18 protein-coding genes are annotated in these 23,503 nt (G+C 72.9%); 6 read left to right on the top strand and 12 right to left on the bottom strand.

Annotated features, from left to right (window positions below; all coding sequences use genetic code 11):
- Positions 1 to 163 precede the first annotated feature (163 nt).
- The 10 genes from ACZ79I_RS39455 to tap form a co-directional block, all read right to left on the bottom strand.
- Positions 164 to 1,033 carry a TniQ family protein gene (locus tag ACZ79I_RS39455; protein WP_471505660.1) on the bottom strand — a complete coding sequence of 290 codons (870 nt, stop codon included), beginning with the start codon at positions 1,031 to 1,033 and terminating at the stop codon, positions 164 to 166.
- A gap of 41 nt (positions 1,034 to 1,074) precedes the next feature.
- Positions 1,075 to 2,055, bottom strand: a complete 981-nt coding sequence (locus tag ACZ79I_RS39450; protein ID WP_471505687.1) for a TniB family NTP-binding protein — start codon at positions 2,053 to 2,055, stop codon at positions 1,075 to 1,077.
- A gap of 50 nt (positions 2,056 to 2,105) precedes the next feature.
- Positions 2,106 to 4,235, bottom strand: coding sequence for a transposase family protein (locus ACZ79I_RS39445; protein WP_471505658.1), 2,130 nt, complete (start codon positions 4,233 to 4,235; stop codon positions 2,106 to 2,108).
- Positions 4,211 to 6,163 (bottom strand): transposase, encoded by a 1,953-nt coding sequence (locus ACZ79I_RS39440; RefSeq protein WP_471505656.1) that lies wholly within the window; start codon positions 6,161 to 6,163, stop codon positions 4,211 to 4,213. Before ACZ79I_RS39440 ends, ACZ79I_RS39445 begins: the two co-directional genes overlap by 25 nt.
- 41 nt (positions 6,164 to 6,204) lie before the next feature.
- Positions 6,205 to 7,038: a TnsA-like heteromeric transposase endonuclease subunit gene (locus tag ACZ79I_RS39435; protein ID WP_471505654.1), complete on the bottom strand. Its 834-nt coding sequence runs from the start codon at positions 7,036 to 7,038 to the stop codon at positions 6,205 to 6,207.
- Positions 7,039 to 7,231: 193 nt separating this feature from the next.
- Positions 7,232 to 7,516 carry a hypothetical protein gene (locus tag ACZ79I_RS39430; RefSeq protein ID WP_471505652.1) on the bottom strand — a complete coding sequence of 95 codons (285 nt, stop codon included), beginning with the start codon at positions 7,514 to 7,516 and terminating at the stop codon, positions 7,232 to 7,234.
- Positions 7,517 to 7,708: 192 nt separating this feature from the next.
- Complete coding sequence (locus ACZ79I_RS39425) at positions 7,709 to 8,929, bottom strand: hypothetical protein (protein WP_471505650.1); 1,221 nt, start codon at positions 8,927 to 8,929, stop codon at positions 7,709 to 7,711.
- A 189-nt stretch (positions 8,930 to 9,118) separates the two neighbouring features.
- Complete coding sequence (locus tag ACZ79I_RS39420) at positions 9,119 to 10,453, bottom strand: DNA-binding protein (protein WP_471505648.1); 1,335 nt, start codon at positions 10,451 to 10,453, stop codon at positions 9,119 to 9,121.
- Between the two features lie 52 nt (positions 10,454 to 10,505).
- On the bottom strand, positions 10,506 to 11,063 hold the full coding sequence (gene tpg, locus ACZ79I_RS39415) for a telomere-protecting terminal protein Tpg (protein WP_471505647.1): 558 nt from the start codon (positions 11,061 to 11,063) through the stop codon (positions 10,506 to 10,508).
- Between the two features lie 14 nt (positions 11,064 to 11,077).
- Positions 11,078 to 13,315: a telomere-associated protein Tap gene (gene tap, locus ACZ79I_RS39410; protein WP_471505645.1), complete on the bottom strand. Its 2,238-nt coding sequence runs from the start codon at positions 13,313 to 13,315 to the stop codon at positions 11,078 to 11,080.
- Between the two features lie 194 nt (positions 13,316 to 13,509).
- Here tap and ACZ79I_RS39405 point away from each other — a divergent pair, with 194 nt between their 5' ends.
- Together ACZ79I_RS39405 and ACZ79I_RS39400 are read left to right on the top strand one after the other, a co-directional pair.
- The gene (locus tag ACZ79I_RS39405) at positions 13,510 to 15,945 is read left to right on the top strand and encodes a helicase associated domain-containing protein (RefSeq protein WP_471505643.1); all 2,436 of its coding nucleotides are present in this window, start codon (positions 13,510 to 13,512) and stop codon (positions 15,943 to 15,945) included.
- 85 nt (positions 15,946 to 16,030) lie between these two features.
- Positions 16,031 to 16,216, top strand: a complete 186-nt coding sequence (locus tag ACZ79I_RS39400; protein WP_471505641.1) for a hypothetical protein — start codon at positions 16,031 to 16,033, stop codon at positions 16,214 to 16,216.
- Between the two features lie 862 nt (positions 16,217 to 17,078).
- Here the strand turns inward: ACZ79I_RS39400 and ACZ79I_RS39395 are convergent.
- Complete coding sequence (locus tag ACZ79I_RS39395; protein ID WP_471505639.1) at positions 17,079 to 18,323, bottom strand: DUF4132 domain-containing protein; 1,245 nt, start codon at positions 18,321 to 18,323, stop codon at positions 17,079 to 17,081.
- A 544-nt stretch (positions 18,324 to 18,867) separates the two neighbouring features.
- On the opposite strand from ACZ79I_RS39395, the gene ACZ79I_RS39390 reads away from it, so the two are divergent.
- Entirely contained in the window at positions 18,868 to 20,991 is a 2,124-nt protein-coding gene (locus ACZ79I_RS39390) for a HEAT repeat domain-containing protein (RefSeq protein WP_471505637.1), read from the top strand.
- Between the two features lie 149 nt (positions 20,992 to 21,140).
- On the opposite strand, the gene ACZ79I_RS39385 is transcribed toward ACZ79I_RS39390, so the two are convergent.
- Positions 21,141 to 21,611 (bottom strand): GNAT family N-acetyltransferase, encoded by a 471-nt coding sequence (locus tag ACZ79I_RS39385; RefSeq protein ID WP_471505635.1) that lies wholly within the window; start codon positions 21,609 to 21,611, stop codon positions 21,141 to 21,143.
- 225 nt (positions 21,612 to 21,836) lie between these two features.
- Here ACZ79I_RS39385 and ACZ79I_RS39380 point away from each other — a divergent pair, with 225 nt between their 5' ends.
- From ACZ79I_RS39380 to ACZ79I_RS39370, 3 genes are all read left to right on the top strand, one after another.
- Positions 21,837 to 22,319, top strand: a complete 483-nt coding sequence (locus tag ACZ79I_RS39380) for a hypothetical protein (RefSeq protein WP_471505634.1) — start codon at positions 21,837 to 21,839, stop codon at positions 22,317 to 22,319.
- Positions 22,320 to 22,378: 59 nt separating this feature from the next.
- Positions 22,379 to 22,603, top strand: a complete 225-nt coding sequence (locus ACZ79I_RS39375) for a hypothetical protein (protein ID WP_471505632.1) — start codon at positions 22,379 to 22,381, stop codon at positions 22,601 to 22,603.
- A 477-nt stretch (positions 22,604 to 23,080) separates the two neighbouring features.
- On the top strand, positions 23,081 to 23,428 hold the full coding sequence (locus tag ACZ79I_RS39370) for a hypothetical protein (RefSeq protein WP_471505630.1): 348 nt from the start codon (positions 23,081 to 23,083) through the stop codon (positions 23,426 to 23,428).
- Positions 23,429 to 23,503: the final 75 nt, after the last annotated feature.

Below are 23,503 nucleotides of genomic sequence, written 5' to 3'. Positions count from 1 at the left end.
GTGTCCGGTGCCGGAGGATATGTGGGCTGAGCTGGGTGTTTGGTGCTGCGCAGTGAGCTGGGTGAGGCAGCGGTTCTTGCTCAGTGTGGTTGGCGCGCCTATAGGTACGGGGACTTGTCGGCCGGTCTGCTGAGGTCAGGGCGGCAAGGGCACGCGGGTCGGTTCAGCGGGTGGTCAGGCGTTGCCAGAGCAGGTCGTGGACGGCGGGTGCGAGGCAGGGCAGTTGTAGGCGGCTGGCCAGGTCGTGGAGGAAGGCGGTCTGCTGGGTGCGTGCCAGGGGGCGTGGGGGCAGGCGGTCGAGGGTGGTGGCGAGGGTGAGGGTCTCGGGGTAGGTGATCAGGTTCCGGCAGGTCAGTGTGGGGGATGCCGGGCCTGGGGCGATGTGGGGGTTGGCGGTGGTGAGTTGGCGTAGGCGGGTGTGCCAGCGGCTGTGGAGGTGCTGGTGGTGGTCGTACCAGCGCGTGGTGATCGTCGATGCCCAGCTGAGAGAGGCCGCCGTGGGCGGGCGGCGGGCGGTGAGGCGGGCATGGGTGAGTTCGGGCAGGGAGCGGATATCGAGGGGGGTGCGCTGTCTGGGGTCGCTGGCGGCCTGCTGGTGGCGGGTGCAGATCACGGCCCGGGGCAGGTCCGGTGCCGGGTGGATCCATGCGGGGATGGCCTTGTATGGGCTGCGTTGAGTGGTGCAGGCGGTGCACGCCGGAAGCGGCTGCATTGCGGGCTGGGCGGGCTGCCAGCGGGCGATGGCGGCGCGGGCGGTGCCGATGGTGGCGGGCGGGGGCTGGCGGGCCAGTGCGCGGGAGAGGTGTGCGGGCGGGATGCGGGTGAAGCCGGACAGGCGGCGGGTGGCTTCGTTGCTGAGGTGGATTTCGGTGGTGGGCGGGCCCGTTGGGGTGCCGGTGGTGGTGATGTGCAGGCCGTCCAGGAGTTGGGCGGCACTGAGGTGGTAGGCGGCTGCGAGGCGGGTGAGGTAGGAGGCGGTGGCTTCGCGGGGCAGCGGCCTCACACGTAGTGCGCCGGGCGGGGTGGGCCACATGGTGCTGGCTGATACCGCGGGGCGGCTCGCGGGGTGCGTGGTCACCGGCTGCTGGGACGGGTGCGGCGGGCGGGGGTGCGGGGCCGGTAGTGCTCCTCGGCGAGGTGGTCCAGTGCGATGGAATCCAGCAACGGTCTGGTGATGCGTTCGCTGCGGTTGAGGATGGCTTCGATGGCGGCCTGGCGGATCAGGCGGGAGAGGCTGCCGATGCGTCCGGCGGTCCGTTCGTGCAGGTATGACGCCAGCCTGGGCAGGCTGCCGGTGCGGTGGGCGTGCAGGTCGAGGGCTGCTTCCAGGGCGGCGATCAGCTCGCGGAACGGTTCGCGTTCGCCGGCGCGGGCGGGCAGTGCCCCGCAGTCGATCAGAGAGGCGCGCCCGGCCAGTTGCGCGCCGCGTACCCCGGTGAACACCGCGCTGGCGGTGACGTCGATGCCTGCGTAGACGAACGTGGCGCCGACGCGTTCGGTGAGGTCCTTGAGCCAGTCGGCGGCCTCCGCGCCGGATGTGGTGCGCGGGTTGAGGCGGTGGATCTCGTCGATCAGCACGAGCTTGACGCCGGCCGCGGTGTAGGTGTGGCAGACAGCCGTGGTGATCTGCGCGGTGGTCATGCGCGCGGTGACGGGGATGCCGAGGTAGCGGGCGAACTCCCCGGCCAGGGTCTTGGCGGTGGCGCCGGGCGGTACCAGCACATACGCCACCGGCACACTGTCGTCGCCCGGGGCGGCGCGGCGGGTGTGGGCGAGGTGGCAGGTCCGGCCGACCTGAAGCAGCGCGGTGGTCTTGCCGGTGGTGGCCGGCCCGGTGACGATCAGCGACGGCCGGGCGGTGACGTGCTGGTGCCGTCCCAGGATCATCAGCGTGCGTACCTGGCGTGCCAGGGCCTCGATGGCCGGGGTGCGCACGGTGACGAACTGCGAGTGGTAGGCCAGGCGTTCCTCCACCGGCCGTGGCGCCTGGCCCGGCTTTGGTGGCGTCGGGGGCGCGGCGTGGGCGAAGCGGGCGAAGGCGTCGAACGTCGTCACCGTCCCCGCGGCTGCCTGCCCGGAACCGGGGGCGGGGGGATCGGTACGGGTCACCACAGTTCTGCCTCCTGCTCGGCGGCATACAGCGTGAGCGTGCCGGGCTCGTAGGCGCCGACGTCGTCACTGGCCTCAGCCCGGGCTCGGGCTTCCAGCGCGTCGAGGCTGTCCTCAGCCTCGCAGCGGCTCACCGCTGGTTGACCGCCCGCTGCCTGGAGGGCTGCCTGAGCGGTGTGCGTGCCCGGCGTCGTCCTGGGCGGTGCTGGTTGCTCCGCAGTGGTGGGCCGGGCGCGGCGCAGGACCTGGTCGGCGGCCTCTGCGAGGGCGGCCTCGTGCTTCTCGCGGTCTCCGCGCTGGTTCATGGCGGTGCGGATGTGGCGCCAGGTGGTCTCGCTCATCGGGGCGTGGACGTGGTCGCGGTGGATCCACGGGACCTCGTGCAGGTGTCCGTCGGGCAGCCGGATGTAGATCTGCCGTACGTCGTGCGGGTTGAGGTGAATCTCCCACCTGCCGCCGGGCCCGGCGGGGCACGGCCGTCCGCGGTGCTCGTTGAGCACGGCGTGGTCGTAGGTGCGGTGGTTGATGCGGATGCCGCGGCCGGTGACGGGGTGGAAGCGCACGGGCAGTAGTTCCAGGTAGTCGGCGCCGGTCAGGGGCCACGGCACGTATCCGGATGCGCCCAGCAGCGCGCCCCACATCTCGCCCGGGGCCAGCGCCTTCTTCGGCAGCAGGGGGTGGCGCAGCCCGTCGTGGGGGCGGTGCTGCCAGCACGCGGTGATCCATTCGTCCAGCAGCTCCTGCAACTGCGCCACCGTGAAACGGGCTTCGTCCTGGACAGCCTCGCCGCGCTGAAGGGCGTGGGGGCCGGTGTAGCCGGCGACGTGCTGCGCGAACAACGAGTTGATGCTTCCGAACGTCCTCTCCACCGCGCCCTTGGCGGCCGGGGACCGCGGCGGCGCCGGCTGCACGCTCACCCCCAGGGTCTCGCACGCGGCCAGGAACGCGGCGGAGACGAAGATGGCCCCGCGGTCGATGACGATCGTCTCCGGCACCACCACCGGCCGCGCCGCCGCTTGCTCCAGCCGTGCGTCCAGGGCGAGGAGCCGGTCGTAGGGGACAGCGGCGTGCGCCAGGCGCAGATGCTCGCCCCAGCCGGGCCGCACCGGGTGGGGGGCGGCCATCTCCGCCAGCAGCAGGGCGGCGTCCACGGCCTTGGTGCCCTCCTCGCGGAGCACGGCCGCCACCACCGACCGGGTCGCCACGTCGAGAGCGATCGTGAGTTCCGGGCGCACCGCACGGCCGTCCTCGCCGATGGCCATCACATCCAGGCGGGTGGTGTCGATCTGCACCAGCTCGCCCGGCCGCAGCGCCACCGTCGGCGTGAAGGGCCGCACCGGCGCGGCCGTTGCGGTGCGGGCCGGACGGCCCGGATGCTCCAGCGGGTCGGCCAGCACCCGCGCCAGCCGGTTGAACGTCGACGGCGCAGGCAGTGCCACCGTGCCAGGCCCGTGGGTGTCGGCCAGGATGTGCCCGGTCAGCTCCCGCAGCCCCCTCAGCGTGCCCTTCGAGCGGCCGCGCTGGCGGCGCAGTGCCTCCAGCACCGCGGCCACCACCCGCTCATCAGCCTGCCCGGTCGCACTCGATGGCTTGCGCCGCGGGATCAGACCCATGAGGCCGCCCGCGTGGTAGCGGGCGCGCATGCGGCGCACGGTGGCCCGGCTGACCCGCGGCCAGCCCAGTTGTGCGAGTTCGTCGGCCTTGGCCTGCTCCCGCTCGGCCATCGATGTGCGCTGCGGGTCGTACTCGGGCCGCGGCATCCCCACGCTGCCCGGGCCGTCGGGCAGTCCGGTCTCGATCTCGCGGATGTGCCGCTGCCAGGCCAGAGCCCGCTCCCGCTCCCGGGCGGGCACCGACTCCAGCAGCCCCCACTGCCGCACTCCCGCACTGGGGGAGCCCACCACGGTGAAACCCGGGTCGGCGAACAGGAACGAGGACAGCACCGAGGCCGTCTGCCCGTCCTCGCCGGCCAGCGTCACTGACGCACCGGCCACGGCGGCCACCTGCCAGGTACGGCCCTGGAACGTCACATACGCGCCCAGCTTCACCTGCCGGCCGCTCGCAGCGGCAGCCACGGGGCGGTCCGGACGGCCGGATGTGCTCACCACTGCTCGGCCTCCGCCCATGCGTCCCACAAAGTGCCCGCCTGCCCGGGGCCGTCCGGCACCAAAGGGACGCCGCCGCCCGGTGCCGGATCAGCCATCAGGCCCTGTTCGCCCGTCTCGGGTACGGGCGCACCGGCCTCCCGCCCCGGCCCGTTGCTCGATGGCGCCGGATGCCCGGGCGGGCCACTGCGCGCGGCGTGGATCTGCCCGGTGCGGCGCCGCACGGCGTCGTCGAACGGGCGCAGGGCGTGCGCGTGCTCGGTCCAGGGGATCTGGTGCAGGAGCCCGTCGGGCAGCCGGATGTAGATCTGCCGTGTGTCGTAGGGGTGGTGGTGCACTTCCCACCGGCCGTCGTCCGTGGTGGGCCTGGCCCGGCCGCGGTGCACATCCAGGCACTCATGGTCGTAGCGGCGCCTGCCCAGGCGGATCCCGGATTCGGTGACCGCCTGGTGCTGCACCGGCAGCAGCTCGGCGAAGTCCTGCCCGGTCAACGGCACCGGTACCGACCCGGCGACCCCCAGCAGCACCCGCCACATCTCCTGCGGACTCAGGGCGGCCTTGGGCAGCAGCGGGTGCCGTAGAGCCTGTTGGGGGCGGGTGTGCCAGCGGGCGGTGATCCACTCGTCCAGCACATCCCGCAGGTGCGGCAGACTGAAGAACGCCTCCGCCTGCCGTCGCGCGCTGTCCGGCGGGTGCGCAGCACCCAGCGTGGCGGCCAGGTCTGCGGCGTGCCGGGTGAACAGCCCTGCGAGCGTTTTCACCGTGTCCCCGGCGACACTGTGCAGGCCGCGGCGCCGTGCGGGGGCGGCTTCCAGGCTCACGCCGAGGCTCTGGCACACGGTCAGGAACCAGGGCGTGACGGCGGCCGCCGCCGGGTCGAAGACCAGCGTCTGGGGCAGGGCCGTAGGACGCGACACGGTCGCCTCGATGCGCGCGTCCAGGGGCATCAGCCGCTGCGGCAGTGCCTCGTGGGCTGCCCGCAGCATCTCCCGCCACCCGGGCCGCGCCGTGCGGGGGACGGCCATCTCGGCCAGCAGCACGGACAGTTCGACCGGCGCGGCCTGCTGCGGGTGCAGCACGGCGGCCAGCACGCAGCCGGTGGCCCCGTCCAGTGCGCAGGTGACCGACACCGCCACCGCACGGCCGTCCTCGCCCACCGCCTCGATGCCCAGTCGGGCGGTGGCGACATGGACCCGCTCGGCGGGCCGCAGCGCAGGCGGACCGCCGCTTGCCCCGTCCGGGCCGGTGGCGGTGCGCGCCGGGCTGCCAGGCGGCTCGGCCGGATCCGCCAGCGCCTTCACCAGCCGGTACAGCGACGACCTGGCGGGCAGCGTCACCCGGCCCTTCCCATGGGTCTGCCCCACGATCTGCTCGGCCAGCTCGATGACCTGCAAGGTGCTGGTCTTCGACCGGCCGCGGCGCCGGCGCAAGGCCTCCAGCACGGCGGCCACCACCCGCTCGTCCGTCCGCCCCGTGGGGGAGGAGGCGCGCAGGGACCGCTTGTCCACCAGCCCCAGCAGCCCCTGGCGCTGGTAGGCCAGCCGCATCCGCTGCACCGTGGGCCGGCTGACCTTCGTCCAGCCCAGCCCCGCAAGCTCCTTCGCCTTGGTGTGCTCCCGCTCGGCGAGCGTGAAGGCCTGCGGGTCGTACTCAGGCCTCGGCACCCCGCCGCCGCTGCCGGGGCCGCCGGGCAGCCCGGTCTCGACCTCACGGATGTGCCGCAGCCAGGCCATCGCCCGCTCCCGGGCAGGCAACGGCACATCCGCCCACACGGCGGCGGCCGGAATCTGCGGGCCAGCCCGGCCCACGACCTCGAAGCCGTCTGCGGCCACCAGGCTGGCGGCCAGCACGCACCCGGTGGCCCCGTCCTCGGCGGCCAGATACACCCGCCCGTCGACCAGACCGGTCACCTGCCAGGTGCGGTCCTCGAACCGGACCTGAGCGCCCACCCCAACACACCGCCCGCCGAGGGCGGTTACCTCGTGCCTGCTCACCTGCCGTGCTGCTCCTGCTCCCCGTCGCCTGCGGCCGGGCCGGGCGACACGAGCGTGTGCTCGCCCAGCGGCCGCGTCAGATCCGCGGCCAGCCGCCCGCCCCACAGCGCGTGGTAGAGCACCGGCAGCGCCGAGAGGGTCTCGCCCGCCGCCGCGGCCCTGGCCATCAGCGGCCGCGGGGTGGTGAACGGCTGAAGCACCGCCTGCTCAAGCCCGCCGGCGTCGCGGTGGCGCGGGTGGCGGTAGCCGGCCAGCCACCGCACGTTCGCCGCCGCCACCGCATCCGGCGGCACCAGGCGCCGGTAGGTGAACCCCGCCGCCGCACACGCCGCTTCCAGCACCGCGGCCGCCCGCGCGGCACGGCCTGCGGCGGGCTCCGCCGTGGCGGGGCAGTCGGCGAGCAGCGCGCGGCCGTCGGCGTAGCGGGCGAACAGCTGCGGCACCCACGTCAGCGTCCGCCGGCTGTCCGGATCCCGCCAGATCAGCCGCACCGGCCGCGCCGACAGCGACACCACTTGCGGATCGCGGTCCAAGAGCATCAGCTGCACGCACATCGCCTGCGAACCGTGCATCACATGCCGCCCGGTCGTGGCCGACCACCACCAGCCCGGCCCCCACCGCCGCCCCGGCACCACCGGGAACGCCGCCACCGGCGCCAGCTCCTCGAACTTGACCGCCACGGCCGCCTCCACCCAGCGGCGCTGCACCAGCGTGCCGTCCGCCCCGGCGAACTCCGCCTCCACCGCGCCCGGCTCCGGCACTCGCCAGGCGCCGCCCACGACGGCGGACAAGCCGGCCGGTGCGCTGCCCTGGCTGCTGTCGACGATCACGAACTCCACATAACGCCATGCCCGTCCTGCCGCGCAGGCGAACCGGCCGGTGACCCCAACTGCGCTGCGCCGTAAGCCTGTTGGGGTTCGCGTGCGGGGCCAGGATGACACCCGGACGCGCCGCTGTCAGTGCACACCCCTGCACTTTCCCGTCCTCGGGCCGCTGGGGTGGGCAGCCGGGATCTCGTCGCCGCTATCCCAGAGACGACAGCACCCATCCCGAGCCGTCCCCGTCCTCGTCCGTGCCGAGCCGGATCAGGGCGCCGGACGGCATCGCCGCACCGCGCGCGAGCGTGCCGACGAAGGCATCCGCGAGCGTGTTGACCTGCTCGCGCCCCGCGCCCCGGTCGTCGTCGCGGACACCGGAGTCGAGCCACAGGTGGTCGCGGTGCCCCGTGACCTTCAGCATGAGCTTGAACGTCTCGTGGTGGTAGTGCGGATCGCTCACGGTGACGCCCACGACGGTGTCACCGCGCACCAGGTCGTCCCCGACGCGTACCCACACATCGCGTTTGGCCGCTGCTCCCCACTTCCCCCGCCCGGCCGCATCAGCAGCCTGAGCGTAGCCGTCTCGGGCCCGCCTCTGGCTGAGAGTCGGCCCGCCACGGAAAGACTCAGTCTGCGGCTTTCATGCTGACCCTTTGCAGCCCGGGCCTGGCGGCGGTCGGGGTCAGGAGCGGCGGAAGCCGCGGTCGGGATCGCGGGCCTGACTGGGGCGGAAGGGAACGAACCAGTCCGCAGCGGCCAGGTTGGCAAGTCCGAGGGCCTGGTTGATCTCGTTGCCGCTGTCCTCGATCCCGTCCAGGGAGGCGTCGAACAGCATCAGCACGTCGTGGTCCTCGAACAGGACGGTCGAGCACCAGTCCCAGTCGAAGTCGCGGCGGTCTTCACCCAGACCCTCCACTGTTTCCGCGACCAGGCGCGGCCGGTTCCGCGTCAGCGACTTGGCCCGGTCGATACCCAGGTGCAGGGCCATCTCCTCGCCGGTGCACAGCGGGCGCACGGCGTGCGTCTCGGCGAGGTCGGCGGCCAGGTCATCGAAGCATCGGGCCATCTGCCGCCGCCACTGCTGGTCCTGGTGAAAGGTGATCGGCGGCAGCGAGCCAAGGACACGGCCCTCGCCGCGCCCAACAGGCGAGTCCCCCACGTCGGCGACGTCCTGCCAGATCTGCTCGGACAGCTCCTCGAGCGCCACCCGCAGCACCGCAGCCGTCCGCGCGGTGAGCTCGCCCTCCTCGCCGTCCTCGTCCCAGCCGTCGGCCTCGTCGTCTTCGTCCCACGCCGCCGGCTGGCCGTGGCGGGCGAGGGAGCGCAGACGGCTGCGCACGCGCTGCGCGGCCTCTTCGGGAGCGGCCAGGGCGTTGTCGATGATCTGCAGTTCGTCGGAGAACTCCTGGGCGCTCAGCAGCGTGCCGGCCTCGGCGAGCAGGGCGGAACCCGCGTCCGTGCAGGCGTTCTTGGTGGGCAGGACCACGGCGAAGTAGTTGTCCGTCAGCCGGTCGATGACAGAAGCCACCACCCCCGCGACCACCACAGGGTCAGCGAAGGCCTCCTCCACGTGCAGCCGGTCGACGACGAGAACGCTGGAGGCCGACTCGATGAACTCCTCGAACTCGTAGGTGAACCGGCCGTCCTCGTCCAGGAGTTGGGCGGCCACCAGGGCAGGGAAGGACTGCTCGTCGGCCATCCGCTCGCGCAGATTGTCAGACTTCCAGTACAGGCCCCTTACGGCCGTCAGGCTTCCCACCGGTGTGCCGGCCGCGGTGATGCGCACCTGCCACTCCTGCACTCCCTGCGCGGCAGGGTCCAGCAACTGGTGGGTGTGGTGGAAGTCGAGCGCCAGCTGGGCAAGGTCCGCCCCCGCTGCCGCCGGACCTGTTTGAGTGCTCAACGTGCTCCCTCGGCGCCGGTCCCCAGGCCGCCGCCTACCCGAGGCCCCACCCCAGCGTAGTGGCCGCACGCCTTCGCTTTTCGCGAAGCGGGCACCGCGCACCCCCAGGGGGGAACCCGGCCGGATCCGCCCTGCGACCGGGCTGCGGCGTGCAGCGGCTGAGAGACGGCACACCGGCCGCTGCGTGCGTCAGTCCTGATCCGGGCCCTCTGACACGAGCTCCGCCAGCTCCTGGACGGGCAGGCGTGACCACGCCGACACGTCCTCCACCGCCACCCCCGCGGCGACGGCTGCGGCGGCGGTGTCCACGAGGGCCCGGTCGATCAGGGCGGCACTGTGGCTGAGGTGCTCCAGCAGTGTGCGGGCCACCTCGGCGGTGGTGCCGCTGTGTACGCCCCGCAGCTGCACCAGCTGCTCCTGGGCTTCGCCGATCATCTGCTCGATCTGGAAACGGTGTTCGGCGCTCACTGTGGCTCGCCACCGGGTGCGCGAGCCGCCTGCCTGCTGTTCGGCCGCCATGACGCGCAGCTGGCCGGCCATCGTGGCGGGCTGCTGTTCCCGCTTCAGCCGCCATGGATCGTCCCTCCACCCGGGCGGCCCGCCGTAGTCCACCGCCGACAGCGGGCCCAGCCAGCCCCGTCCCACCCGCTCACCCAGCCGGCGGCAGAACGCCCCGTCGGCGGGCAGCGGCCGCGGCCGCCCGGCGCCGCTGTCCCTCCACACCAGCTCGGTCATGGCCGGGTCCAGCAGCGCGTCGGCCACGGCCACCACCTCCGGGAAGATGACCGGATCCCGGCCCACGATCCGCCACCACCCAAGTCGCGCTCCCGCGTTACCGCCCGCCACCCGGTGCAGCCTGTGCGGCCAGATCTCCTCCTGCTCCCAGTGCAGAGCCTCATCCCACCAGCGGGCCACCACCGCATACGCCACCGTGAACGCCTGCTCCGGGACCACCCCGGCCCGCACCGCACGCCGCGCCACCCCCGCCCACCGCCGCTGTGCCGCAGCCACCTCCGGGACGCCGCGCAGGTCGAGGTGTTCCAGCGGCTGGTCGGCGTCCGCGTCCAGCAGCCACCGCCCGTGCCGCACACACACCCGCTCCCAGCGCGGCAGATACCGCACCGCCCGCTGTGCCTGCCCGGTGCGCCGTGCGGTGCACGACCGGCAGGCGAACGCCGCTTCTTCCGCCACCGCGCTCGCCGCCCGCCACCGGGCCTGCGGGAGGGCGGCCTCCCGGCCGGTGCCGATCTTGGGATCATCCACGGTGAAAGCGGGCAGAGCGCGCGCCAGCACCGCCGGTTCGACTCTGCACAGTTCGGCGAGCACATCCCGCCCGGCTTCGTTGAGCACGATCTCCGCGTCGGCTCGCACGCCGCCTCCGTCCAGCCGGGCGGGGGAGTTGCGGCACGTCCACAGCCGCAGCACGCCGGCGGTCGGCAGGCCGTAGCGGTCCGCGGCCCGGTTGATCAGTGACGCAGTCAGCTCCCCGGCCAGCGGCACGGTCCGTAACACCCCTGCTGCCACAGCTCTCCCCGGCATCTGTTCCTGGTCTCCTGTCCCGCCGCTCCTGACCGGGTTACAGCTCGAACTCGAGGGCGACGAGGTCTTTGAGTTCGACTTCGAGGCCGTGGGCGCGGCGGCCGTTGTCGCGGAAGTAGACCTCGCCCAACGCCTCGGCCGCGAGTTCGCGGAGGTCGTCCTCGTCGACCCCGGCTTCCTGGGCTTGAAGGAGGCGGGCGGCGTGCCGGGGTGGCAGGGCGAGGGTGAGGTGGCGCACGCGGGCCTGGTCGGTGCTGCCGGGGGCGGCGGTGTAGCCGAACCTCGCCTGGACATCGATCATGATGCCGCTCGTGGTGGCCGCGGCCTGTTTCGCCTTCGCCCTGATCTGCGGCTGCCAGCGTGCGCGGACCTCACGCTCCAGCCGGTCGGCGAGCTCCGGCCGGGGCTTCTTGATCTGGTTCTTCACATACCGTTCGACGGTGCGCTGGCTGATGCCGAGCAGCTCGGCGACGCGCCGGGTGCTGCGCTGGTGCTGCCGGACCAGGTACCGCATCTGCGCCCCGGCGGACTTGGGAACGGGACGCGTGAACGCCCCCTGTACCGCCTTGTCGAGTTCTTCCCCGACCGTGACCATCGCCCCGTATCCCCCTATTCTCCGGTGTCCTTGGCACTGACCTCGCCGGTCTTGATGTACCGGGCGAGATTGGCGACATGGCCGTCGCCTGCGAGCTGCTCGAGCACGTCCGCGCCCCACAGCACGCTCTGGGTGCCCTCGTGCTTGACCATCCCGGGCGAGACGCCGAGCCGGAAGCTGCCGGGCACCGTCTTGCCGTCCGAGCCGTAGGGCAGGACGTCGAGCGGGCTGGGTCCGTCGGCCGCGTACACGGCGCAGTCCGACAGGACCGCGACCGGATACCGCCCGGTGGCCGCGGAAAGAGCGACCATCTTGCGGTGCATGTTGATCCGGGCCCGGGAGATCACGGCGGCGCGGATGTCGGGCCGCCAGGTGGGCCGGGCGAGGGCGGGCCAGGCCTGTCCCGGCTTCCAGCCGCCGCCGCGCGCCTTCTCCCGCAGCTTGCCGATGCCGCCCTTCACGGTCATCTTGACCGCGTCCACGACGATGCCCAGCTCCGGATCACGCTGCTTGTAGCCGTCCATCGCCTCCAAGAACTCCTGCGGGGACAGCTTCTCGCCCACCCCGAGATCCGACATGGTCGCGACGTAGGCATTGCGCAGCCGCTTGTACCAGCCGTCCAGGAACCGGCCGCTCTCGCGGCGCACCCAGGCCTCGAGCGGGGCGACGTCGTAGCCGAGCTCGACGGCGTAGGCGACCGTCGGGGTGGCGTACCAGGCCGGACCCGTCGGGCGCCGGCCGGTCGGCGTGAACGGGCTGGGCAGCAGGTCCCCATCGAGGTCCCGCCACTGCTTGCCCACCTTCACCCGGGACGGATCGACGTGGGAGAGGTCGACCAGCCACGAGCCGGGCAGCGCCGCATCGAACGCGGGCCGGGTGACATGCACCGGCGGCGTGGCCAGACCGACGACGGCACCATTGGCGCCTGCGGCGAACGACAGGTTCACGTCGAGGCCCACCAGGTAGCGCTTCATGCACTCGGTGTCGGTGAGATCCCGTGCCCAGTCGTAGGCCTCCTCGAACAGCTTCTCGTCGAGGCCGCGTACGTGGAAGCGGGGGAGATGAGCCAGGACGGGGTGTCCGTCGCTCGCCTCGCACGGCGCCGGGTCCATCGGCTCGGTGCCCAGCGACCCGGGCCGGTGCTCGCGGTGCCGTCGGCCGTCGGCATCCGGCTCGCTGGCGCGGGTCGGCGGGTTGAGCGCGGTCATCAGATGCAGCCCCGTCACCGCGGTGGAACCCACCGGCGTCATCACCCGCTGCGCGTACACCCCCATGACCCGGGCCAGCTCCGCGGGCTCGAGCCGGGCGGCATGCCCCCAGGCGCGGTCGTCGAGAGCGTGCCAGGAGGGCAGGCACAGCTGGACACACTGCCGTCGGCTGCCCTGGGCGGGGCGGTAGATCCGCGCCCACGGCCCCAGCCCCCGCTTGGTGAGCTGCCAGTCGGCGCGCTCAAGCTGCTTGACGGCCTTGTGCCCCTCCGGAAGCCGCCCGGCGAGCCGCTCGGACTCCGACAGCGCGGCGGGCAGGCCGTAGCGCTCGCACGCCGCCTCGGTGAGCACCAGCAGCGGGTCAGCATCCTGGCCCGAACCGTGCAGCCTCTCGGCCCCCAGCTGCGCCTCCTGAAGCGTCCATTCCACCAGCGCGGGCAGCGACTTGGCGGGCACGTCCAAGATCAGGCCGCCGACACCGTAGCCGGTCACATTCCGGTCGGCGTCTGCGTCGAGGACGAGCAGCGGACCGTGCGCATACGCACCCCCCAGCGCGAGAGGGCCCGCCGGGGCGGCCTTCCCCACGCCCGGGCGGCGCGAGGTCCGCGACGGCCCGGCGGCACGCCGCGGCGCGGCGGCCGGCGCGCCCGCAGCGGTGGCGGAAGCAGACGGGGCCGCCTCGGGCGTGATCCCGGCCGCAGCCTCGCGCACCCCGCTCGTGGGCACGGCCTGTGCCTGGGGAGCCGGGCCGCTGGACGCATCCGCTGCCGGGGTGTCCGCCTGCGGCGCGACGGTGCTCTCAGGGGCGGGATACAGCTGCGCGAGCTGCTTCAGTAGGCGCGCGTACGCCTCGCGTTCCGGCGGCCGCGGCTCGCTCTTGCCCGACTCCCAGCCGCCGACGGTCGCCCGTCGCACGCCCAGGGCGGCGGCCACCTCGTCCAGGGTGAGCGCGTGAGCCTGGCGCAGCCGCCTGCGCTCCCCGGGCGGCGGCAGCGGCGACCGGGACGCGACCAGCGCGTCCACCGCATCGAACAGTTCGGACATGAGACACCTCCACCCCAACCCTACCATCCTTCGTACGCATCGCGTACGGGTAGCGTACTTTTCACGTACGCCTCGCGTACGGATGGGATTCTCGGGTGGTAGGGTCTCGGCCGAAGGGCGCCTTTTTGGCGGCTCACCGCCCCAGGTCCGCCCGGTGCCCGGATGCCGCCCGCTGCGGATCGAGGAAGAGCTGTATGACTGTGGTCGAACTGCCGCGTCCCGGCCGTCACGAAAGGCCGCGGCTCTTCCCCGACCAGGCCCAGGCCGTCTCCCGGTTGGTACGGCACCTGCGCCGCCCGGGGACGCGGGGACTGTTCGTGTCGGCGACGGGGACCGGGAAGACGCTGGTGTCCATCCGCGTCGCGGACGGGCTCGGCGCGCGGCTGGTGCTGTTCGTGGTGCCCACGCTCGATCTGGCAGCGCAGACCGCGCTGGCCTGGCGCCGGGACGGCCACGGCGAGCACATGGTGATCGTCTCCTCCCTGGACGTGGCCGGCCGCGACGATCTGGTGGCCGCCCGCGTCATGTCGACCACCGACCCGCACGCACTGGGCGGGCTGATGTCGGTGGTGGGGGAGGCGGAGGATCAGATCCCGGCCTTGACGGTGATCTGCACCTACGACTCCCTCAACAAGATCGAGGAAACCCAGAACACGGGGTACGCAGTCCCGCCGTTCGACCTGGCCGTCATGGACGAAGCGCACCGGATCGCCGGCCGGGCCGACAAGAAGTGGGCCATCGTCAACGACGCCAAGCGCATCCACGCCGACCGCCGCCTCTACATGACCGCCACCCCCCGCATCTTCGCCGCCCCCGAGCTGGCGGAGTCCGCCGACACCACCCGCCCACGCCGCCGCCGCCCGGCCGGGCAGCCGGACGCGGAGGCGTTCGCCAACTCCATGGAAAACGAGCAGGTGTACGGCAAGAAGGTCGTCGAATACCCCCTCGCACAGGCAGTCGCCGACGGCCGCGCGGCGGACTACCGCATCGTGGTGCCCACCCTCACCGACGCCGACCTGCGCCGCCGCCTCAACCTGCCCGCCCCCGGCACCACCCCTGGCGACGGCAGCGGCGAGGAGACGGACAGCGCGCTGCGCACCACCGCCCTGCACCTGGCCGTCCTGCGCGCCATGACCGAGCACTGCTTGAAGAAGGTCCTGGTCTACTTCAACCTGGTCTCCGACGCGCGCCGCTTCGCCCGCGAACTCCCGCACACCGTGCGCCTGCTGGCCCGGACTGACCCCGGCCTCGTCCCGGACATCATCCCCAAGCTGTTCTTCGCCCACGGCGAGCACACCCCCGCCCAACGGGGCGACATCTTCTCCGCCTTCGCCGCCGCCGACTGCGCCGTTCTCGCCAACTCCCGCCTGATCGCCGAAGGCGTCGACATCCCCAGCGTCGACGCCATCGTCTTCGCCGACCCCACACGCAGCGTCATCCGCTGCGTCCAAGCCCTCGGCCGCGCCCTGCGCCTGGACGTCTCCGGTAAAACCGCCTCCCTGATCGTCCCCGTCTACATCCCGCCCAGCACGGACGGCGAGAACATCCTGGGCACCGCGTACGAGCCGGTGTGGGCGATCGCCTGCGCGCTGGCCAGCCACGACCACCGCATCCTCGAGCGCCTGCCCGACAAGGCCAACCGCCTGCCCAAGGAGACCAGCGACGTCATCCAGCGCCGCTGGCACTTCGACTTCACCGTCCACCCCGAACGCATCGCCAAGGCGATGGACCTGATCTCCTTCGACCCCCGAGACCCGGCCGTCTCCCGCTCCCGCCGCCTCGGATTGGCCGCCGCCCGCTCCTACCGCGACCAGTACGGCCACCTCGACGTCCCCGCCGACTACACCGACCCCACCGGCTATCGTCTCGGCACCTTCATCACCACCATGCGCGACGCCGCGAAAGCCGGCCGCCTCGAGCCTGACTGGGTCGCCGAACTCGACGCCCTGGGCATGATCTGGGACAAGCACGACGCCGCCTGGCGCGCCCGACTGGCCGCCGCCGCCGACTACCTGCGCGCCCACGGTCACCTCGCCGCCCCCGCCACCACCCCCGTCGGCGCATGGCTCGCCGAACAACGCCACCTCGCCACCAAGAACGAACTCGACACCGCCCGCGCCGACGTCCTCACCGCCCTCGCCCCCGACTGGCGCCTCCCGCACGGCGCGGACTGGCACCGCAAATACCACCTGCTCCGCACCCACCTCGCCGATGGCGCCGACCCCGCCGCGCTCACCCGCGACACCCTCCTGGCCGGGGTGAAGATCGGCTCCTGGCTCCACCGCCAGCTCACCACCTGGCCGGTCCTCGCCCCCGGCCAGCAGCAGCTGATGACCGCCCTGGGCCTCACCCCCGACAGCAACCCGCCCACCCCGGCCCGCCGCACCCGCCGCACCTTCGAACAGACCGTCCAGCTCCTGGAACTCTTCCTCCACCGCGAAGGCCGCGCCCCCACAGCCCGCGAGACCATCCGCGTCGACGGCGACACCGTCAACCTCGGCGCCTGGCTCGCCAAAGCCCGCACCAAGCACCGCACCGGCCAGCTCCCCGAAGCTCACGCACACCTGATCGCCACGCTCTTCGACGGCGACTGGACCACCGAAGCCGCCCTCCCCGCCGTCCTGACCTGACCACCCGCCTCCCACGCGCCGTGACCCGGGCCCGTATGCTGCGCCGGTCCGGCGTAGTGCCGCGCTGAAGGGAAACCGCCCCACCGTGTTCCAGCCGACCCCCGTCTACGACCGCCTCGTCGCCGAACGCGGCGACGTCCCCGTCCAGGTCCGCGGGGAAGCCGACCGGATCCACCGCGACCTGGCCCAGGTCCTGCGCCAGACGTCCGCTCCCCGGCCGAGCGCCCCGCCCAGCGTCTTCGAACCGAAGCAGCCTCCTCGCGCCCTGTAGGCATGTAGTCGTTGCCCCCCTGGGGAGCTGCGGACAGGCACCTGACCGTTCCCCTCTCCCGCCATGCTGTCCGGAGCTGTGAGGCCAGGCAGGTCCGGGTGGTCATCCAGCCCGCCGCGTAGGGCGAGACCGGCAGCTTCCCGGCGGCGGCCTGCCGCGCCAGGGTGGCGAAGGTGCGCCATCCCTTCGCCGTGCGCAACCAGCCGCGCAGCCGCGTCAGTTTCAGCGGCTCGGCTGCCCGGCGGCTCACCCGCGACCGCCGCCGGTCGCGGCGGCGAGCTCGGCAGGGTCAGCACCAGGGGGATCGGGCGCTGCAGGGCGGCGAGTACGGTCACCGCGGCGACCACGGTGATGACAACGGCCGCCTCGGCCGGGGCCACCGGCCGGGCGCCAGCGGGTTCGGCGGTGGACGGGAGTGGGCAGACGGAGCCTCCAGACGATGCGGCGGGAGGTCCGCGGTCCGGGGCGTGCCCGGCGCGGTGAGCCGATGGTGGCACCGCCCGCCCCGCTTCCGTGTGCAGACGCTGTCCACGGCTTCTTCCGGTCCGCCCTGCCCCGATCGCAGACGGCCTGTCTGGGTGAAGTGTGTCGCGAAGTGCCCGTAGCCGCGTGCCGGTTCGGCCGGCACGCGCTGCGGTCGGCTCGCCGTAGGTCATCGCCGGCGCAGGTCGACGCCGCGCTCAGCGGCCAGGGCCAGCACAGCCGTGACCGTCGTGCCCTCGCGCAGCCGGCGCCGAACCTGCCTGCCGTCCAAGACGACATCGAGGGCGGCAGCGCCCGCGTTTTGATCAAACCAGCAGGTCACAGCTATGCGCCGTCGGACGTCCGACGGCACGTTGTCCGCGTCGACGGTGGACTGGCGTCAGGTGGCGTGACTGGTCTGGTCGTAGGGCTGATGGACTTCGTGTGCGCCGAGGAAGGAGCGAACCTCCGCCACCTGAGCAGGTGTTGCTCTCGCGGGGTTCCACAGCCGTACGCGGGCGGCGCCGGTGAGGGCGTGGGTGCGGCCGGCGAGCGTGAGGCAGCCGGCCGGGTGGGGCAGCCCAGCGGTCCAGATGCCTGGGCCGGTCTCGTACTCCCAGATCAGGGCGCGGGCGACGACGCCGGTGAGGGGGTGGTCACGGTAGTAGCGGGCCCACTCGGCGTACGGCCACAGACGGTTCTCCTCCCGCAGGGCGTACAGGCGCCGGCGCTCGGCGCTCAGGGTGTCTTCGATCGTGCGGGCCAGCCGTCGGGTCACGTCGACGTTGTGCGGCAGGTACTTGGTCTTGAAGCCGGTGGGGGAGCGGAAGGGCGTGGTGGTGCGGGTGACGGTTCCTCCTTCGTCGACGTCGGTCCAGTCGACCGTGACGCGGCCGGCGTCGGAGATGGTGATGAGGGCTTCGTAGGGAATGTTGAGCCAGACGGCTCCGCGGCCGATCCATCCCAGCCGCAGGGTGCCGTCCGCGTGGACGCCGTGGGTGAGGACCGTGCGTTCCTGGAGCTGGTGGGGCGGGACGCCGAGGCGGGTGGCGGTCTTCTTGACCATCTTGGCCAGGTGCCGGTGGGAGTGGGCGCCGGGCTGGACTTCGCGGTGCAGTGTCCAGAGGGCTTCCATGGCCGACAGGTCGGCGAGTGCGGTGAAGACGGCTCCGGAGAGGTCGTCGTCGCGCTTGTAGTAGCCGTCGAGGACGTGCGCGTTCTTGCGTGCCACCGTCAGCAGGGCGGCGACCAGGTCCTCGAGCTCGGCCGGTGACGCCCCGCGGGTCAGGTATCCGGCGGCCAGGGCGAAGCCGTTGGCCAGGTCGCGGGTGGGGGTTCGGTCGGACTTGGCCCGCAGGTCCTGCCAGGTGACGTTGGGGTCGGTGCAGTCGTACAGAGATCCGTCGGCCGCCAGGGCCCGTATCGCCTCCGCCACCAGCTTTCGGGCGCCGTCCGTCTTCAGCAACGCCTTCGTCTGCCGCTTCCAGGCGGCGTCGACCTTGTAGTGCCAGTCCCAGAAGGTTCCGGCCTGTCCGAGGTGGAGTACCAACGCGGCCAGCTCCGGCGGCAGATGGGTCACCCGGTCCCTGATCCGCTCCGCCCAGCCGTTGCCGCGTTCCAGCAGATCATGCACACGTTCAGCCATACCGTGATCTTGGCAGGCAGCACTGACAGGCCCGGGGCGTCGGTGGCCAACGCCGCTCGCTGGCTGGCGCGTTGAGCGGCGCGGTGGCCGTGTCCTCCTGGCATCGCTGTCACGCCGGGCCGCTACGGGTCGGCCATGACCGCGCATGCCCACGGCCGCTCGGGAGACCGGTGTGGGTTCTCACCTTGGCCCAGGTGTGTGAGGCCGGGTGCTGCTGGCTCGGCTGGAATCCCTGCCCGTGTACGAGACTGATCTTGATTCCGGCGGCGGCTGATGCCGTGCCCGTATGACGGCCTGCACAACCGTGGTCCTACGCGGTGCAGGGCTTGACCTGCGGCACCTCCGTTTCTGTGAGATTCCCTGACGTCGCTGAGAACTCTTAGGTCTGGGAACGGCGTTGAGTAGTCCATGCTCGCGGCAGTTGCCGTCCGTACGCCCCTCCACGCAGGCCCCGCCCCCGTTCGTCCTGGCCGTGCCGATGGTGTTGTACGGCCCCGTCCCGGAACGGTCCCTGTTGTCAGTGCTGTCTGGCATGGTTTGGATCATGTTCGACGGACTGCATGACATCGACTGGGCGTCGATGGAGCACGCGTACGGCTCGGCTGAGGAGGTACCGGCTCTGCTGTGGGCGCTGCGTTCCCCGGAGGCCGAGGAACGCCGCAAGGCTCTCGACCGCTTCTACAGCGCGGTCCACCACCAGGGCAGCGTGTACCCGGCCACGGCGGCCAGCCTTCCCTTCCTGTTCGAGCTGGCCGCCGACGGCGCCACGCCCGAGCGGGCCGACATCGTGGTGCTGCTGGTCAGCATCGGCCGGGAGTCCCTGGAGCGGGGCTTCGAGGACGACGGCACCGAGATCGAGTACTACCCCCCGATGGGCTGCGCGCAGGCCGTCGCCTTCCTGCGCGAGCGGGGCGCGCAGTTCGCCGAACTCGCCCGCGACCCCGACCCGGACGTGCGCCTGGCCGCGATCCTTGGGCTCGGGCTCTTCCTCGACGACGCCGACCAGGCCGCCGCCGTGCTGCGCGAGCGGCTGGCCGCCGAGCACGGTATCGCGGCGCGGCTGCGGATCGTGGCGGCGGCGGCCACCCTGGCACTGCGCCTGCCGGCGGCCTCGCAACAGGTGAGGGACTGGCTCACCATGCTCGCCGCCGACCCGGCCCAAGGCCCGGCGACCCGGCTCGCGGCTGTGGTCCAGCGGGCCCGCTGCGCCCCGGATGAGATCGGCGAGGACGTCGTACCGGCCGCCGTCGGCCTGCTGCGCGAGACCGCCCGCGCCATACCCGCGCGGCCCATCGCACCGACCCCGAGCCGCCCGACGGCACCCACGGACACAGTGGCGCCCCAGATCGTCGCCGCCTTCGAGGATCTCGACCACCGCACGCGCGTGTACGCACCGACCACGGCCCTGCTGCGTACGTTCCACGAAGCCCTGGGGGCCCGGGTGCCCGAGCGCACCGCGGTGCTGTCCGAGCAACTGAGCAGCCCCGACCCCGGCTCGCGCCTGGACGCGGTCCGTATGAGCGGGGAGCTGATGCGGACCTGGCGCGGGGACCACACCCGGCTCCTGATGCTGGTCACCGACCAGCTCACCACGGCCGATGAGGAGGTCGCCGCCGAGGCCGCGGCCGTCCTGGCCTCCTGCCACCCGATCGCCGCCCCGGCCCGGGATGCACTCGCCGCGCACACCGCCGCTCAACGCGCGACGCACGGCCCGGGCGTATGGGCAGCCCCCGACGTGCTGCTGCGCAGAAGCCATCAGGAGGCCGTCCGGGCCCTGGCGCGCCTGGGCGACGCACGCGCCCTGCCGAGTGTGCTGGCCGCGCTGGACAGCGACGTCGACGCCTGGCGCGCAATCCAGGTCGCAGGGCATCTGCCGCAGGCGGCAGCCCAGTTGGTGCCCCGGCTTGGCGACCACCTCCGCCGACTCGACCTCTCCCAGCAGTGGACCGAGATGAGCGCCAACGCGATCCTGGCCGCGCTGGCAGCGCTGGGCGACCCGGCCGCGGTGCCTGTGCTGGTGGACACGCTCGGCGCCGCGGTGCGCCATGAGCAGCACGGCGTCACACGATCAGCCCTGAAGGCACTGGGGACGTTCGGCCCGGAGGCAGCCGGCGCACGGGAGACGATCCGGTCGCTGACCTGCGCCACCGACGCACACGTACGTCCTGCCGCCGTCGCCGCGCTGTGGGCCGTCGGCGGTGACCTGGCCGAAGTCATGCCGCTCCTGCTCCACCTCCTGGACGACCACATCACCTTCCGCATCAGTGACGCGGCTGATGTGCTCGGCGAGATAGGCCCGCCCGCCTTCGTCGCCCTGCCGCGCCTGCGAGGCCTCCTGACGCACGACTACGAATGGGTCCGGGTGCCTTGCGCGGCCGCGCTCTGGGAGATCGGCGGCCAGGCCGAGGCACCGGCCGTCCTTCACACCCTGCTGCAGGCCATGGCCAAGAACCCCGCGACGGCCAACCACGTCGTGGCCTGCCTGGATCGCATGGGCCCCCTCGCGGTACCGGCCCTGCCCCTGCTCCGCGGGCAACTGGCCCTGCCCCGACGCGGCGGCAGATTCCAGAGCATCGACCACGACGAGGAACTCCAGCGCATCGGCCACACCCTCATCGCCAGGCTCGATCCTCCAGCACCGGCAGCCCCCGCCCCGCAAACCGCCTGAGACTGCGCCACCCCTCCGCCATCGCCATCCCCCCGCCCCCCAGCGTGCCGTTCTGCCAGGGCGGCCATCTGCGCGCCGTCGCTAGGCGTACGGGGCGTCTGGTAGCAGCGTTGTCCACGTACGACTAAAAGTCACGGTCCTGTCTGCCTTCAAACGCCGCGCTCCAGCACGGGCCGCGGGCGGCGGCCCGGCGGGGGAGGCCGGTAGCCGGTGGGCGAGGCGAGGTGCTCGCAGACCCCGCCGAACTCGGGCAGTGCGACCCCCCACTCCTCCTCCAGAGCGGGAAAGAACTTCTTGGCCTGGGGGGATTGGTGGGTGGTCTGCCAGGCGTAGCCGGGGCCGTCGGCCAGGGCCCGGCGGATCAGACGCCGCCCGAGACCCTGGCGGTGGCGGTCGGGGTCGATAGAAATCTTGTTGATGCTGCCGATCCGGCAGGCGTCGCACACCACCCACACCAGACGGCCGATGTTGGAGCCGTCCCGGTCGAACATGCGCAGATTGCGGTATCCGGCCGGGTGCTGCGGCGGCCAGTACACGAACCGCACCGTGCGGTGCCGGGTGCTCAGCAGGATCCAGCGCCACCGCAGCGGCGAGAGGGATTCGGGAATGGGCGCTGTCACCGGCTGCTCCTCCAACCTCGACTCGGGAGACAGGTGCCGGGCTCGCGGTGTGCCCGGCCTTGCCCCCGTCCTGCTCGGTGCTTGTCCACGGCACGGCCCCGGCATGCCCTCCGACAAAACCAGCTCGGCAGCCGACACCCACACTCCTCGTCGGCGCATCCCGGCCGGGGCAGCCGCCCAAAACCGCTACCTCTTCCGGCTCCTTGCGTTCTACCGCGGCCGGTCATGAGCACGCAGGCTTTCAACGGTGCCTACCTTCTGCCTCTCTTCCACGAGATCGAGCAGGCCCGCGCGGCCGGCGCCTACCGGCAGTTGCCCGCGCCCGCCCAGGCCAGCAGCCTGGCCGCCGACGACACCCCGCTGGGCCCGTACGCCGCCGCGCACCTGATCCGCAACTCCTACACCGCAGGCCTGGCCCACGCCGACGCCCTGCGCCGCCTGACCGCGGCCGGTGAGGTCGACCCCACCAGCCCCTGGACTCTGCTGCGCGGCGCCCTGGAGAACGTCGCCACCGGCCTGTGGCTCCTGGACGGCTCCGGCCGCGCCGAACGCCGGCGCCGCACGCTGTCGCCGTGGGACGAGGACATGCGCAACCGCCACCAGCACGAACAGGACACCGGCCACCTCCCCACCGGCGGCGGCATGACCGGCGCACAGCGCCGGGCCGAGTCCGCGCCATCGCCGATCACCTCGCACTCGGCCCCCTGACCGCGCCGAAGACCCACCAGATCCTGCTCGCCACCGCGCCCGCCGCCGGCCTCACCGCGGTGAAGGTGTGTGCCGCCTGGCGTGCGGCCTCCGGGTTCGCGCACGGCCGCTACTGGCCCAACCTCCGCGCCTCGCAGCCCCGCGCGGCCCTTGCGGGAGCCGACGGCATCCACACCGTCGCCCTGGTCATCGACGAGGACCAGCACCGGCCGCTGGCCGAGTACTGCCGCATCATGCTGCGCCGGCTGCAGGAGTACTACGACGCGCGCGCCCAGGCCCGTTGACCGGAGGACAGGGAAAGCGCCTGCCCGTCCGTCACGGTGCTTGCACGATCGGCCGATCCCCACAGGGCGGCCTCGGCTTTCGGCGAACAGGCCAGGATCGGCCCAAGGCCCCGGATGCCGCAACCGAATTGACCCCGAGCTTGACATCCACACCAGCCGATCCCTCCGCGAAGGGCTGCGCGAGCGCTCAGCCGTGGTGGCGCGCCAGTACCCAACCTCGACGCCCACGACCCGGCCGCCGCCTCCACCCAGCTGCGCCTCGTCGAACCCGTCGCGCCCCACGAGGCCCGCCGTCCTTCCGCCCGGGCCCTGACGGACCGCATCGCCGAGCAGCGGCCCCGTCTGCCCGGCCTCGCCGCCTACCGCGCCCGCACAGCACCGTGAACCGCCCGCCCGCTCGCGCCTTCGCCCCGTACTGGACGAGCACGCCGCCAGCGAGGTCATGGTGCACGACGCGCCCCTTGTCCAGGCGTGTGCATGGTGCTGGAGCCGGCCGCCGCGGAAGAGGCATCAGCGAGCGGGGAGTCGCTGCGCGCGGCCGCGGATGTCCTTAACCGGCCCGTCGGCGCCAGCCACATCGGCAATTCCGCGATCTCCGGGGTGCGGGCGGGCGGATGGCTCACCGAGCCGAGGACGTTCGAGCGGATCTACACCACGACCGCTCCGGTCGCGGTCGTCGCGGCGGCGGCCCTGCGCACGATGCGGGAGGCCGCCCGCACCCCCGACGAGGACGAGCTGACCGACGCCGACTGCATGTTCACCCTGCAGGAGGCCGTCCGCTTCGCGCGTACCGCCGTCGACCTCGCCGCCCGCCCGGCTGCCTGACGCACGCCGCAGGACCGCCACCCCGGCCCCGTGCCTTCCCGACCGGCCCCCACTCACCGGTGCCGGCGAGCACGC

The sequence above is a fragment of the Streptomyces sp. PSU-S4-23 genome (assembly GCF_055632315.1).
Note: the sequence above shows the minus strand (reverse complement) of the source record. Positions and strands in the feature narration are given on the sequence as shown.

Excerpts from the sequence above, each read along its gene's own strand:
- ACZ79I_RS39395 (WP_471505639.1), bottom strand. The coding sequence starts at position 18,323 with ATGGCTGAACGTGTGCATGATCTGCTGGAACGCGGCAACGGCTGGGCG.
- ACZ79I_RS39405 (WP_471505643.1), top strand. The coding sequence starts at position 13,510 with ATGACTGTGGTCGAACTGCCGCGTCCCGGCCGTCACGAAAGGCCGCGG.
- ACZ79I_RS39390 (WP_471505637.1), top strand. The coding sequence starts at position 18,868 with ATGTTCGACGGACTGCATGACATCGACTGGGCGTCGATGGAGCACGCG.
- tap (WP_471505645.1), bottom strand. The coding sequence starts at position 13,315 with ATGTCCGAACTGTTCGATGCGGTGGACGCGCTGGTCGCGTCCCGGTCG.
- ACZ79I_RS39380 (WP_471505634.1), top strand. The coding sequence starts at position 21,837 with ATGAGCACGCAGGCTTTCAACGGTGCCTACCTTCTGCCTCTCTTCCAC.
- ACZ79I_RS39370 (WP_471505630.1), top strand. The coding sequence starts at position 23,081 with ATGGTGCTGGAGCCGGCCGCCGCGGAAGAGGCATCAGCGAGCGGGGAG.
- ACZ79I_RS39455 (WP_471505660.1), bottom strand. The coding sequence starts at position 1,033 with ATGTGGCCCACCCCGCCCGGCGCACTACGTGTGAGGCCGCTGCCCCGC.
- ACZ79I_RS39445 (WP_471505658.1), bottom strand. The coding sequence starts at position 4,235 with ATGGGCGGAGGCCGAGCAGTGGTGAGCACATCCGGCCGTCCGGACCGC.
- tpg (WP_471505647.1), bottom strand. The coding sequence starts at position 11,063 with ATGGTCACGGTCGGGGAAGAACTCGACAAGGCGGTACAGGGGGCGTTC.